Genomic DNA, 14237 nt, shown 5'->3' on the forward strand with positions numbered 1-14237 from the left:
TGAATGACAAGTACAACAGCATTTTCAAACCTTCGAATCGACGAGCGCGGCGTCGCCTGGTTACTGCTTAACCGCCCAGAGGTACATAACGCCTTTGACGATAGCCTGATCGCAGAGCTAAACGCCCACCTCAGCTATTTGCATGACGGTGCAACAGCAGGAGAAGTGCGTGCCGTGGTACTGGGTTCAAAGGGCAAGAGTTTTTCTGCCGGTGCCGACCTGAACTGGATGAAGCGCATGGTCGATTACGACCTGGAGGGTAATCTCGCCGACTCCCGCAAACTATCGGCCCTGATGCATGGGTTGGATACGCTGCCCTGCCCCACTGTGTGCCGGGTTCAGGGCGCAGCTTATGGAGGCGCAGTGGGTCTGGCTGCCTGCTGTGATGTGGTGATTGCATCCGAACAGGCAACATTCTGCCTGTCGGAAGTAAAAATCGGCTTGTCGCCCGCTGTCATCAGCCCCTATGTGCAGCGTGCCCTGGGGGAGCGTCAAACGCGCCGTTATGCACTCACTGCTGAAATCATGGATGCCCAAACGGCTCTCAAGCTCGGCCTGGCCCACAAGATTGTGGCACACGAGACGCTGGACAGTGCCGTTGAAGCCATGGTGACCACTCTTCTGACGGGTTCACCCCAGGCTCAGCGGGCAACTAAAGCCCTGCTGGCAAGTGTGGCCCAGGCACCGGATAGCGACGCTACCCGTGAGCACACCTGTCAGGTGATTTCCAAGCTGCGGGTAAGCCAGGAGGGCCAAGAGGGGCTGTCCAGCTTTTTTGATAAACGCCGCCCGGCTTGGGCTCAACAAGAAAACAGTGCTGCGGAGCCCCGTTCATGACCTCTGAATTACATACATTCGACACCCTGCTGGTCGCCAACCGCGGTGAAATTGCCTGTCGCGTCATGCGAACCGCCCGCCGTATGGGCCTAAAGACCGTAGCGGTCTACTCCGATGCGGATGCCACCGCACGCCATGTGCGCGAAGCTGATGAGGCCGTACGTATTGGGCCTGCCACTACCCGTGAAAGCTATCTTAATGTCGAAGCCGTGATTAAGGCTGCCCGGCGTACCGGTACCGGCGCCATACACCCCGGCTACGGCTTTCTGTCAGAAAACGGCAATTTCGTTAAAGCCCTTGAGCAGGCAGGTATTACCTTTGTGGGCCCTCCTGCCTCGGCCATTGCCGCCATGGGGGATAAGTCCGCCGCCAAAGCCCGCATGGCGAACGCGGGTGTACCACTGGTACCGGGCTACCATGGTAACGACCAGAGTGATGAACTGTTACGCACCGAGGCCGATAGCATCGGCTATCCGGTAATGCTGAAAGCCAGTGCCGGTGGTGGCGGTAAAGGTATGCGGGTGGTGGAAAGTGGCAGCGCCTTCCAGGCAGCACTGGAGGGTTGCCGCCGGGAGTCTCTGGCAGCCTTTAGCGATAACCGCATGCTGATCGAAAAGTACCTGGTACAGCCCCGCCATGTGGAAGTACAGGTGTTTTGTGACTACCACGGCAACGGCGTGTACCTCTTCGAACGGGACTGCAGTGTTCAGCGCCGTCATCAAAAAGTGATCGAAGAAGCCCCTGCCCCCGGCATGACACCAGCGCTCCGCACCGCCATGGGCGAGGCTGCTGTACGTGCCGCGAAAGAGATCGGCTATGTGGGCGCAGGCACCGTTGAGTTTCTATTGGATGCCGACGGTTCGTTCTACTTTATGGAGATGAATACCCGCCTACAGGTAGAACATCCGGTCACCGAAATGATTACCGGGCAGGACCTGGTGGAGTGGCAACTGCGAGTGGCCATGGGCGAACCACTACCCTGTACCCAGGATGAGTTGACGATTTCCGGCCATAGTTTTGAAGCGCGAATCTACGCGGAAGACCCGGACCAGGATTTCCTGCCCGCCACCGGCCTGCTGACCCGCTTTGCCCTGGATTTAGAGGGCGCAGGCCTTAATAGTGACCACGTACGTTTGGATAGCGGTGTCGATAGCGGCGATACGGTTTCCATGCACTACGACCCCATGTTGGCAAAGCTGATTGTTCACGGCTCTGATCGGCAGGCAGCCCTCGCCACGCTTAATCGTGCCTTGGCCGCGCTCGATGTACAGGGAGTGGTGACTAATCGTGCATTTCTTCAGAAACTGGCTAACCACCCTGCCTTTAAAAACGTTGAGCTGGATACGCGCTTTATTGAGCGCAATGAAGCCACTCTATTTGCCCCACGCACCTACCGTCTGGAAGCTTACGCCAGTGCCGCCTTGATTGGCCTGCACCAGTTGGCCCAGGAGTGCGAAAGCGACTCCCCTTGGGACCGGCATGACGGCTTTCGTGTCAACGCGCCCCATACTATCCGTATTGCCCTATGCGACCCGGATAGCGCTCAAGCGGCCGCCAATGATGAAGCGGTGGTCACCGTAGAAGGCAAGCGCAACAGCGGCGACGCTCATTGGAACCTGACCATTGGCAGCGAAACCTTCACAGCCAGCCTGCAGCCACTGACTGGCGACGCCGTGGCGGTCACTCTGGATGGCCACCGCCGACGCCTACAGGCTCGGCGCGATGGCCACGTGGTGGTGATGACCGAACCCAGTGGCGAAACACGCCTGTTCTGGCGGCGCATAGATGCTATCGACCACGGCCACCATGAAGCGGAGTCTACATTAACCGCCCCAATGCACGGCACCGTGGTAACACTACTGGTGGAACCTGGGGTAACGGTTGAGAAAGGCATGCCCCTCATGGTGATGGAAGCAATGAAAATGGAGCACACAATGACTGCCCCAGTGGATGGCAGCGTTGACACCTTTCACTTCCAGGCGGGCGATACCGTCAACCAGGGCGATGTCCTGCTCGACTTTTCTCCCAGCGAATAGAATAGGAGGCTTCTGATGGCACTGCCAAGCGCTATTAAGCTGTTTGAAATGGCTCCCCGCGACGGCTTACAAAACGAACCGGGCACCCTGGTACCCACCGCCATCAAAATCGAACTGATTGATCGGCTGGCCAGCGCGGGCCTCACCCATATAGAGGCCGCCAGCTTCGTGTCCCCGAAATGGGTACCACAAATGGGCGATGCAGCCGAGGTAATGCGCGGTATAAAACGACGGCCTGACGTCGTTTACTCCGCTCTGACCCCAAACCTTAAAGGGTTGGAGGGCGCTCTAGCGGCAGGTGTTGAGGAAGTAGCGGTATTTGGCGCAGCCTCGGAAGCATTCTCCCAGCAGAACATCAACTGCTCGATAGCCGAATCGCTGGCACGCTTTGAACCCGTACTGGCACGCGCCAAGGAGGCAGGCGTACAGGTACGCGGCTATGTTTCCTGTGTACTGGGCTGCCCTTACGAAGGCGATATTGCGCCGAAAAAAGTGGCTGAAGTGGCAAAAGCCCTGTTTGACATGGGCTGCTATGAAATTTCTCTGGGCGATACCATTGGGGTGGGTACACCGCTCGCCGCCAAGCGCATGATTGAAGCAACCCGCCAGCAGGTACCCATTGAGAAGCTGGCCGCCCATTTCCATGACACCTATGGCATGGCACTTGCCAACCTTTACGCCGTGATGGAAGAAGGCGTGCATGTCATTGATGCAGCCACGGCAGGCCTGGGCGGCTGCCCTTATGCCAAGGGCGCATCCGGCAATGTAGCCACTGAAGATGTGCTTTACCTGTTAGAAGGGCTGGGCATTGACACTGGCGTGGATCTCCAGGCCGTCATCGACACCGGCTATTGGATAACCCGGCAACTTGGCCGCAAACCCAGTTCAAAAGTCGCATTAGCCAGGAATGGCGGCGGTAACCAACAATAAAACATCGTTGCCTGCTTTTCCGCTCAGACAAGAAAAAATATCGGAGACATACCATGGCATCACCTGCTATCACCTTGCCAAGCTATACCAGCAGCACTGCAGATAAACCACTATTGGGAATGACCATTGGCGATAAGTTTGATCAAATCGTAACCCAGTATCCAGATAATGACGCGTTGATTGCACTGCACCAGAATATCCACTGGAGCTACCGACAGCTCCAGGAAGAGGTTAATCGCTGCGCCCGCGCCCTGCTGGCGATTGGTGTCACCAAAGGCGACCGTGTTGGCATTTGGGCACCCAACTGTAGTGAATGGACACTGACCCAGTTTGCCACCGCAAAAATTGGCGCCATCCTGGTCAATATCAACCCCTCCTACCGTACCCACGAACTGGAATATGCCCTTAACCAGTCTGGCGCACGCTTTCTTATCACCGCCAATCAGTTCAAAAGCTCTGACTACACCGCCATGCTTTTTGAGCTGGCCCCAGAGCTGAAGGCCAGCACAGAAGGTCAACTGAAGGCACCAAAACTGCCCGAACTAGAGTGCGTGATTAACCTAAGCCACGAGAAATACCCGGGAATGTGGCGCTGGGCTGATTTTCTTAATGAAGGCCACAAGGTCAGCCAAACCGATGTCAACGACCTGCAAGCCACCCTACAGTTTGATGACCCAATCAACATTCAATACACCTCGGGCACCACTGGCTTTCCTAAGGGCGCCACACTGTCCCACCACAATATTCTGAATAACGGCTTTTTCGTTGCCGAAAGCATGGGCTTTACCAGCGAAGACCGCCTGGTGATTCCGGTACCCCTCTACCACTGCTTTGGGATGGTTATGGGCAACCTGGGCTGCGTTACCCATGGTGCAACAATGATTTATCCCGATGAAGGCTTCGACCCTGGCAAAGTGCTGCGGGCAGTACACGAACAAAAGGCCACAGCGCTGTATGGCGTACCGACCATGTTTATTGCCGAACTGGAGCACCCCGATTTCGCCAGCACCGATTTTTCATCGCTGCGTACCGGCATTATGGCGGGCTCCATTTGCCCTGCAGAAATTATGAAGCAGGTCATTAATAAGATGAACATGAAGGGCGTGCAGATTGCGTATGGCATGACCGAAACCAGCCCTGTTTCAACCCAAACCGGCGCCAATGACACCATCGAAAAACGCGTCTCCACCGTGGGCCGAACCCAGCCGCACCTGGAAAGCAAAATCGTCGACCCTGGTAACGGCGGCATTCTTCCCCGAGGTGAAATCGGCGAGCTGTGTACCCGTGGCTACAGCGTTATGCTCAAGTACTGGAATAACGCAAAAGCCACCGCTGAGACCATTGATGAAGCTGGCTGGATGCATACCGGCGACCTGGCCATCATGGATGAAGAGGGCTACATACAAATTGTTGGCCGTATCAAGGATATGGTCATTCGCGGCGGCGAGAACGTTTATCCCAAAGAGATAGAGGAGTTTCTTTACACCCACCCGGCCATCTCCGATGTACAGGTTACCGGTGTACCGGATAAACGGTATGGAGAAGAGCTCATTGCCTGGGTGAAACTGAACAGCACCGCGGGAGAGGTGACCGGCGAGGAGTTGCGGGAGTATTGCAAAGGCAAAATCACCCACTTCAAAATCCCGCGCTACTTTAAGTTCGTGGATGAGTTTCCGATGACCGTGACCGGCAAAATCCAGAAATTCAAGATGCGCGAGATTTCGATAAAAGAGCTGGGCCTGGATCAGGAGTCGTAAGTGGCCATGCCGACCTCTCATCTTTTGGCAGAACACTATCAGCGCTCCCTGCGCGCTGATGAGGTACTTGCCCGGATATACAGCCACTACCCCGATGGCCCAAAGCTCCACCAGCTCGCGCCTCTGGATCAATTGCATATCGGCGGCATTAGTGCCTCTGCACGGCTGCTTAATCTGCTTGATGTTGCTGAGCATTCCCTGGTGTTGGATATTGGCTCAGGGCTGGGCGGGCTAATGCGCCAGGGGTCTGCACTAGGGTTTCACATGGTGGGGCTGGATATCACCCACCGCTTTAACATCTTAAATAAAGCGCTAAGTGAGATAGCCGTACATCAAAACGGCGCGGCGCAGCGCTGGGTAACCGGTAATGCCGGTGCACTACCTTTTGCCGCCAATTCGTTTGACGCTGTACTGTTTCAGCACAGTCTAATGAATATGCCAGACCCTGCTCAAGTCATCGCAGAGTGCCACCGGGTACTGCGCCCAGGTGGCAAGCTGGTAATGCACGAAGTCATCAGCGGTGGCCAAAGTGCCAATCTACGCTTTCCGGTTCCCTGGGCGGACACTCCAGAGCATTCGCATCTTTTAGATATCGCCATGCTACTTCAATTACTTAAAGAGGGTGGATTGCAGCTGCTGCACTGTGAAGACTGGACCAGTACCGCACTGGAGTGGCGTCAGCGCCAAGGGCAAAAAGAACAGGCCACCGCTAAAGCCGTGCTCTCCCCTCAATGGGTATTTGGCGAACGCTTCGTGGAAATGAGCAACAACCTGCTGGAAAATTTATCAAATGATGCAATTAATGTGGTAGAAATCAGCGCCTGTTGCTAGTCTGATTAGGATATCTCCCATGGCAAAGGACATGAGGAATGCCTATAAGCCGCTTGGCAAGCACGCTTCTATGCAGTGTTGTCGGCTCAGCCATCCCTGTACTGAGCGTTTTTGCCGACGACAGTACGCTTGCTATCGCCTACGCCACGCCCAGTAGTGAACTCATTCAGTTGGAGAATGGCGTGATTCTGGAAGGCAGCGATTTGAGCAGCCTGGATACCTACACCACTGGCTTCCGTTTAACAGCAGGATTTAGCCCCTTGCGGTTGCCACATCTGGATATCGGCGCTGAACTTGCCTACCGTGAAAGTGAAGAAGTACCTATCTCATCAAGCGTTACCCCTTTGATTATGGATACTCTTAGCGTGGGTGGCGCCATAGTGGCGGGTGTTCGTGTGGGGGCTTTTAGCGTGTATGCGAAATCCGGTCTTACTGAATGGCGCGGTGAAACGGATCAGCCCTATGCAAACGATGGCGGTACTGCCTGGCTACAGGGCCTGGGCGCCACCATGACTATCAACCATCTGGTAAGCCGTCTTGAATACGAGCGCATTGATGCTCCCACTCTCAGTCACCTCAATATGCTAAGCGCCTCTCTGCACTTACCTTTCTAAAGCGCGTGCACCAGGAACTTCTATTCCGCTGCCCAACGATTCGCTATCAGGCAGCTCACTACCTGTTCCACTATCAATTACCCATTGACGTTTCCCTTCATCGTGTTAATGTACTAGTACGCTAGTACATCAATAATCCGGTGGCACCATGCCCTCAAACGACGACTATCAGGCAGAGCTAGTCCGCCATTTACTCGCTATCGACTCAGCGGACGCAATGGATGCAGCATTAGCCAGCCTGCTAACCCCCGCTGAGTATCAAGAGATCAGTAAACGTTTGCAGATTTTTAAGCTGCTGCGCGAGGGTGTGCCCCACCGCAAAATTGCTGAAACCCTGGGCGTTGGTATTGCTACGGTTTCCCGCGGTTCACGCGCGTTAATGACGCTTCCTTCTTCACGGAATGATCACCTATGACAACTGCTGATACACACGCCTCAGCGCCTGGCCCACAGCCTTTTACCCTGCCGCGCAAACCACACTATGTAACACTGGCAGCGGACTGCGATTTTTTTGCCCTGTTTCAAAAAATTGAGCGGCAGTTTGATACCTGTTACATGCTGGAGTCGCTGGGTGAGGACAGCCATATAGCACGCCACTCGATCATCGGCTTTGACCCCGAATACACGCTGTATGCCAACGGCGACACGCTGACGATTGAAGACCGCAACGGCAGTGCCCAGCACTATCAGAGCGACAACCCCTATGAGCTGCTGCGCAGCCTGATACCACAAAACATTATTTCCCGTAAGTATGCCGGTGGGCTGAGCGGTTACCTTGGCTACGATGCCATGCACTATTTCGAGCCATCGCTTACCTTGAAAGCCAGCGACGACTTCGACACGTTCCGTTTCGGGTTATACAAGGATGGGCTGATCCTCGACAAAATGACAGGGGAAGTGACGTACTTCTATTACGACAATAGCCGTTACGAGTTTCTACAAAAGCTGATTGATGCTGACGATGAACCTGCAAGACCACTGCACATTACGGCCCTGGGCGACACCATGTCCAGGGAGGAGCATGCGGCGGCAGTGGCTAAAGTGAAGCAGGATATTATCGACGGCAAGGTATTCCAGTGCGAAGTCGGATTCAAAAAGCGCTTTCGTATCCAGGGCGATACCCTGGCGCTGTATGATCAGTTGCGGACGATTAACCCATCGCCTCAAATGTACTATGTCAAATTTGGCGAGCAAAAGCTGATCGGCGCCAGCCCAGAACTACTATTCCGCTTACGCCAGGGGGAGATGGAGACCTTCCCTTTGGCAGGCACCACCACCCGGGGCCAAACACCTCATGAAGATACCCAGTTGGCCCGCGCCCTATTAAACGACCCGAAAGAGATCGCCGAACACAATATGATTGTGGATCTACACCGCAATGATATTGGCCGTGTGGCGCAGTTCGGTACCGTGAAGGTGCGTAGCCTGATGGACATTAAGCGCTTTAGCCACGTCCAGCATATTTCCAGTGAGATCGTCGGCATTATTGCCGAAGGGGAAGATATGTTTACGGCACTGGCCAGCAACTTCCCTGCGGGCACGCTAACCGGCGCCCCAAAAATCGAAGCAATGAAAATCATCGACGACCTGGAAACCGATGGTCGCGGTCCCTATGGTGGCGCGGTTGGCCAGTTCTCCTTTAACGGCGACTGCACCTTTGCGATTCCCATCCGTACGGTGTTTGTGAATGGTGAGCGGGCCTACGTACAAACCTGCGGTGGTAACGTGTTTGATAGTAATGCTGAGGATGAGTACGAAGAGATCCGCCGCAAGTTTGCTGGCACCCGCAAAGCCCTTGCCCCCTTTATGGATACGGAGAGCCACGCATGAAGGTGCTGATCATCGATAATTACGACTCCTTCACCTATAACCTGTACCAGTTTATTGGTGAGATTTTGACCACGGAAAAAAACCGCGGTGAATTGCCCCATTTTGAGATTATTGTGAAACGCAATAATCAGATTGATTTCAAAGCGATTGAAGCCATCGCCCCGGATCGCATCATCATCTCCCCCGGCCCCGGCTCACCGGATGACCCGCGCTATTTTGGCGTATGCGCTGAAGTAATTGAGAAGCTGGGAAAAACCACGCCGTTGCTGGGAGTTTGCCTGGGCATGCAAGGCATTGTGCACGTATTCGGCGGCAACGTTGTGAAAGCCCCACTACCCATGCATGGCAAAATCAGTCCGGTTAACCACAACAATCACTCGGTATTTAACGGCGTGCCCGACCAGCTTGAAGTGATGCGCTACCACTCGCTGATTGCCGAGGCCGCAACACTACCGGATTGCCTGGAAGTAACCGCCGCCGTGGGCGCCCTGGATGCCGACAGTTTCGCACAACGCGACCGTTGGCCGTCAGTCGGTGAATTTGAGTTGATGGGTGTTAAGCACCGGGACTATCCGATTCACGGTATTCAGTTCCACCCGGAATCATTCGCCACCGAGGGCGGCAAAGAGCTGATTGCTAATTTTCTCTTTGCGCCAGCTCATTAAGAGGTAGGTAGGCATCAAAACTAGCGTTGGTGGTTAAATAATTCCAAGCTGGAATATTAACCACCATACGCAGGCCAGATTCAGCACCACCGATAGCCAAAAACCAACCAGGAAAGCGGTTTTCCGGGTTTTGTGCCGCAGTTGCTGTTGAGCCAGCAGCGCGCCCGGCCATCCCCCTAACACTCCAAGCAGATGTAGCGTCCTCTCCCTTACCCGTCTGCGACGATGAATAGCAGCCTTTTTATCAACGGCGTAGGTAACATAAGCGAGAACGCTCATCACAGCGTAATAAGCGATAACTGGAATCACCATTGAGACTCTCGAAAGATGGGGTTACTTGCGCCGTGTAGAAGCTTTACCACCTGCTGCGGGTTTACTACCACGAGCAACACGCCCTTTACCCGCCGGTTTCGCGCCTGCTTTACCTTTTGCTCCGGGCTTGCCCGTGCCTGAGGCTTTGGCCTTGGGATGTGGTTTACCCGCTCCGCCAGCGTTAGGAGCAGTGCGCACTTTTCCACTGGCAGTTTTTTTGCCTTTGAGAGGCGATTTGGCACCCGTAACTTTTGCACCCGGTGTGGCAGGCTTATGACGCCGCCCCTTGCCTGCTGCTGACTGTTTTGCCTTTCCGGTGCCTGAGCGCTCGCTATAGTTGGGTCTGGCGGATTTGTTTTTCGTCGGCGCAGCTTCCGAACGTTCGGTCAATCCAATAATGGTATCGATCTCTTTGGGGCTCAGGTCCCGCCAGTCCCCCAGGGCTAACCCTTTAAGAGAAACATTCATAATCCGCGTGCGCACAAGTTGTGTCACTTCATAGCCGAAATATTCACACATGCGGCGGATCTGTCGGTTAAGCCCCTGCACCAACGTAATAGTGAACACAAACGTCGACTCTTTGTGCACGTTACACTTTTTGGTGACCTGGCCCAGGATTGGCACCCCCCCCTGCATACCCTCAATAAACTCATCGCTAATCGGCTTATTGACCGTCACCACGTACTCTTTCTCATGATGATTGTTGGCACGCAGGATCTTGTTAACCAAATCGCCGTTATTGGTAAGCAAGATCAGCCCCTGGGAGTCTTTATCCAACCGCCCAATAGGGAAAATACGCACACCATGGTTAACAAAATCAACGATATTGTCTTTTTCGCTGGGTTCAGTGGTACTTACAATACCGACTGGTTTATTGAGCGCAATGAGTACCAGATCCTCCTCTTCCTGGGGCTCAATTTCCTGACCATTTACTTTTACCTGATCTCCTGCCACTACCTGATCACCCGTCGTTGCCCGGCGGCCATTGATCCAGACATTGCCTTGCTCAACAAAACGGTCGGCTTCCCTGCGGGAGCAAAGACCGCTTTCGCTGATGTACTTATTGATGCGGGTAGATTTTCGTAACGACATAAAACGCCATGGGCAAAAGTGAAGTAAAAGGTGGTTCGCCTAAAAAGAGGAGCCAGGTTGCTGCAGGAAAGCAATTTCCTCTTCGCTGGAGTCTCTACCCAGCACTGCATTACGGTGGGGGTAACGGCCAAAACGATCAATAATCGCCTTGTGGCGTATCTCGAAATCCAGGTTGCTTTCCAGCCCCGGCTGATCAAACAACTTCATTGCAATATCATGGATTTTGGCAGACTCGCTATGCATGTAAGGCATATAAAGAAAGCTGCGTTCCACACTGGAAAGGGCATCATCGGCTTTTAACGCCACCGCTTCCTGGGCAAGTGCCAGTGCCAGGGCATCGTTAGCAAACGCGCGGGCATCGTCCCGGTAGATATTGCGAGAGAACTGATCCAGCACGATAATTTCAGCCAACCGGCCATGGGCGGTATGCCGCCATTCATAGCACTCGCAGGCAGCGGCACGAGCCAGCACATTACCGAACCGCTGAGTAATGTGCTGATCCATTGCGGTATCTTTGTTAAACCATTGCTCTGGCGTTAGCTCATTGAACCAGAACGTTATTACGGCCTGGGCACTCGTTGTCACTTGTACTCCTCCTGCGCTGTGATAAAGCCAAACAGCGCCGCTACTTAATACTTATGGTAGCGGCGCTTATCTCCAAACAAGAGGTTTAGCCCGTATTACGCAGCCCTGCCGCAATCCCTGCCATCGTTACCATCAGCGCCCGGGATAAGTCCGGGCTGATGGCACCATCGGCATCGCGGTTACGCTGCAGAAGCTCTGCCTGCAGACCATGCAGTGGGTCGATATAGGGGTTACGCACATCAATGGCCTGACGTATCAACGGCGTATTCTCCAGGAGTTTCTCCTGCTGCAAAATCTCCAGCACCACATGCTCCAACCGTTCAAAACGCTCACGCAGCTTTTTACCCAGCGCTTTGAGTGATGGTTCATCGACCAGCCGGTGCTCGTAATAAGCGGCGATAGCAACATCGGCTTTCGCCAACAGCATCTCAAGCATATCCAGATAGGTGCCAAAGAAAGGCCACTGGGTGCGCATCTCCTGCAACACTTCGCGACCATCTGGTTGCTCCAATCGCCTTGAAAACGCCTCACCGCTACCTAACCAGGCAGGCAACATTAACCGAATTTGTGTCCAGGCAAAAATCCAGGGAATGGCGCGCAGGGTTTCCACTCCCCCATCCTGGCGCCGCTTGGTGGGTCGCGAGCCTAGCGGTAATCTGCCCAGAGCGCCTTCAGGGGTCACCGCGCGGAAATAGGGAACAAAGTCGGGGTCCTCCCGCACCACGCCAACATAAGCGGCATGAGCCACTTTGGACAGTTGATCCATTTCCTCACGCCAGTGCGGCTCTGGTGCCGGAGGCGGCAGTAGCGTTGCCTCCAACACCGCACAGGCGTAGATTTCCATGGAACGCAGGGCGATATCCGGCTGCCCGAATTTAAAGCGAATCATCTCCCCCTGTTCGGTAACGCGCAGGCTTCCATTGACTGAGCCGGGGGGCTGGGAGAGGATAGCCGCGTGTGCCGGGCCGCCTCCACGGCCCACCGTACCACCACGGCCATGGAACAGGGTCAGGTCAACGCCGTGTTTTGCACACACATTCACCAGTGCCTCCTGGGCACGGTACTGTGCCCAGGCAGCCGCTAGCTGACCCGCATCTTTGGCAGAGTCTGAGTACCCGATCATGACCTCCTGCCGGTCTTTCGCTAGCGCACGATAACCCGGCAGTGCCAGCAACTGATCCACCACATCGCCTGCGTGGTCCAGGTCATTTAAGGTTTCAAATAACGGCGCGATAGGCAGCGTCACCTGACCACCCACTTCTTTCATCAACAGGGCAACGGTTAATACATCCGATGGCTCAGCGGCCATGGAAATAATATAAGTACCCAGTGCTTCCGCATGCTCCTGGGCGATCACCTTAAAGGTTTCAAGCACCTCGCGAGACTCAGCAGAGCACTCCCAGCGGCGTGGAATCAAGGGACGCCGTGAAGCTAGCTCTGTTAACAGAAACGCTTGCCGCTGCTGTTCATCCCACTCCTGGTAATGCCCCAGACCCAGCGTGCTGGTGAGCTCTTCCATCACCTGGGCATGGCGGCTGGCCTCCTGACGAAGATCCAGCTTGGTCAGGGTAACGCCAAACACTGCCACGCGGCGTAGTGTGTCCAGCAGCGCACCATTGGCGATAGTATCCAACCCCACGTCACACAGTGAGCGGTAACACGCTAGCAGCGGTGCGTAAAGCTGGTCGCGGGTCTCGATAATCGGGCCGCCATCGTAATTGCGGCCATCCAGCTCGGCTTTGGCCCAGTCACGGGTAGCTTCCATTTTAGCCAGCAGACGTTTGAGCAGCTCACGATATGGCTCGGTAACATCACCTACCTCTGCCTTGAGCGCACTGTTGGCTTTCCACATGGAAAGCTCGGTTTTCAGCTGTTCAAGATCACGCAGATAGAGATCCGCGGCCATCCAGCGGCCCAGTAACAAAACCTCGCGGGTCACCCGCGCCGTCACATTGGGATTACCATCGCGGTCGCCACCCATCCAGGAGGCATAGCGTATCGGTGCCGCATCCAAGGGCAGGCGCTCGCCAGCCGTCTCCAGTAGCAGGTTGTCCAAATCCCGGTGAAAGTCCGGCACAGCCTGCCACAGGGAGTTTTCTATCACCGCAAACCCCCACTTTGCCTCATCCACAGGGGTAGGCCGTTCGTGGCGAATTTCATCGGTGTGCCATGCCTGACTGATCAACTCCTCCAGGCGTCCCTGGGCACGTACGCCGCGTTCCGGGTAATCCTCGGAGCTTTCGATCGCTGTTAAGCAATCATCAATGGCATCGTACTTTTGAATCAGCGTGCGTCGAATAACCTCGGTGGGATGGGCGGTCAGCACCAGCTCAACGCGCATATCAGCCAGCGTTTCCACCAGCTTGCGTGGCGAATTTCCCGCCTGCTGTGCCCGGCTCAGCAACTCACCCAATACTGGCTGGGAGCCAGGTTTATAATCCTCCACCCGGCGAAAACGTGCCCGGTAGTGCTGTTCGGCAATATTGGCAAGATTTAAAAACTGGTTGAATGCGCGGGTTACCGGCAATAAATCCCGCTCCGGGAGCTGGCGCAGGTACTCAATCAGCGCTCGCTGCTGCAGCGAATCTCCCTGGCGGCCCCGCTTGGCATGGGCACGAATGGTTTCGATTTTATCGACAAACGGCTGGCCTAGATCATCGGCAATCGTGCGCCCCAGACTATCGCCCAGAATGCGTACGTTATCGCGCAGCGATTCGTGTAGGTCGTGACTCATCGGCATGGCCTCCT

The 14237-nt window shown here is 54.9% G+C and carries 13 protein-coding genes; 9 read left to right on the forward strand and 4 right to left on the reverse strand.

What is annotated here, in order from left to right; genetic code table 11:
• Positions 1–3 precede the first annotated feature (3 nt).
• The 9 genes from HP566_RS01220 to HP566_RS01260 all read left to right on the forward strand — a co-directional run bounded on the left by HP566_RS01220 (position 4) and on the right by HP566_RS01260 (position 9500).
• Complete coding sequence (locus HP566_RS01220) at positions 4–837, forward strand: enoyl-CoA hydratase-related protein (protein ID WP_249975434.1); 834 nt, start codon at positions 4–6, stop codon at positions 835–837.
• Entirely contained in the window at positions 834–2873 is a 2040-nt protein-coding gene (locus HP566_RS01225; protein ID WP_249975435.1) for an acetyl/propionyl/methylcrotonyl-CoA carboxylase subunit alpha, read from the forward strand. The genes HP566_RS01220 and HP566_RS01225 overlap by 4 nt, the downstream gene beginning before the upstream one ends.
• A gap of 15 nt (positions 2874–2888) precedes the next feature.
• Complete coding sequence (locus HP566_RS01230) at positions 2889–3803, forward strand: hydroxymethylglutaryl-CoA lyase (RefSeq protein ID WP_249975436.1); 915 nt, start codon at positions 2889–2891, stop codon at positions 3801–3803.
• A 53-nt stretch (positions 3804–3856) separates the two neighbouring features.
• Positions 3857–5560 (forward strand): AMP-binding protein, encoded by a 1704-nt coding sequence (locus tag HP566_RS01235; protein ID WP_249975437.1) that lies wholly within the window; start codon positions 3857–3859, stop codon positions 5558–5560.
• Positions 5561–5566: 6 nt separating this feature from the next.
• The gene (locus HP566_RS01240) at positions 5567–6391 is read left to right on the forward strand and encodes a class I SAM-dependent methyltransferase (protein WP_249975438.1); all 825 of its coding nucleotides are present in this window, start codon (positions 5567–5569) and stop codon (positions 6389–6391) included.
• Positions 6392–6429: 38 nt separating this feature from the next.
• Positions 6430–7005 (forward strand): hypothetical protein, encoded by a 576-nt coding sequence (locus HP566_RS01245; protein ID WP_249975439.1) that lies wholly within the window; start codon positions 6430–6432, stop codon positions 7003–7005.
• Positions 7006–7153: 148 nt separating this feature from the next.
• A complete protein-coding gene (locus tag HP566_RS01250; RefSeq protein ID WP_249975440.1) occupies positions 7154–7420 on the forward strand; it encodes a Trp family transcriptional regulator in 267 nt (88 codons plus the stop codon).
• Positions 7417–8835: an anthranilate synthase component I family protein gene (locus HP566_RS01255; protein WP_249975441.1), complete on the forward strand. Its 1419-nt coding sequence runs from the start codon at positions 7417–7419 to the stop codon at positions 8833–8835. Before HP566_RS01250 ends, HP566_RS01255 begins: the two co-directional genes overlap by 4 nt.
• Positions 8832–9500: an anthranilate synthase component II gene (locus tag HP566_RS01260; protein ID WP_249975442.1), complete on the forward strand. Its 669-nt coding sequence runs from the start codon at positions 8832–8834 to the stop codon at positions 9498–9500. Before HP566_RS01255 ends, HP566_RS01260 begins: the two co-directional genes overlap by 4 nt.
• Before the next feature lie 33 nt (positions 9501–9533).
• On the opposite strand, the gene HP566_RS01265 is transcribed toward HP566_RS01260, so the two are convergent.
• The 4 genes from HP566_RS01265 to ppc form a co-directional block, all read right to left on the reverse strand.
• Complete coding sequence (locus HP566_RS01265) at positions 9534–9812, reverse strand: DUF1294 domain-containing protein (protein WP_284041252.1); 279 nt, start codon at positions 9810–9812, stop codon at positions 9534–9536.
• A 21-nt stretch (positions 9813–9833) separates the two neighbouring features.
• Positions 9834–10904 (reverse strand): 23S rRNA pseudouridine(2604) synthase RluF, encoded by a 1071-nt coding sequence (gene rluF / locus HP566_RS01270; protein ID WP_249975443.1) that lies wholly within the window; start codon positions 10902–10904, stop codon positions 9834–9836.
• A 39-nt stretch (positions 10905–10943) separates the two neighbouring features.
• Entirely contained in the window at positions 10944–11489 is a 546-nt protein-coding gene (locus HP566_RS01275; RefSeq protein ID WP_249975444.1) for a DUF924 family protein, read from the reverse strand.
• Positions 11490–11574: 85 nt separating this feature from the next.
• Positions 11575–14223: a phosphoenolpyruvate carboxylase gene (ppc, locus tag HP566_RS01280; protein ID WP_249975445.1), complete on the reverse strand. Its 2649-nt coding sequence runs from the start codon at positions 14221–14223 to the stop codon at positions 11575–11577.
• Positions 14224–14237 lie beyond the last annotated feature (14 nt).

This window comes from Vreelandella olivaria (assembly GCF_023507745.1).
In the GTDB taxonomy this organism is placed as follows: domain Bacteria; phylum Pseudomonadota; class Gammaproteobacteria; order Pseudomonadales; family Halomonadaceae; genus Vreelandella; species Vreelandella olivaria_A.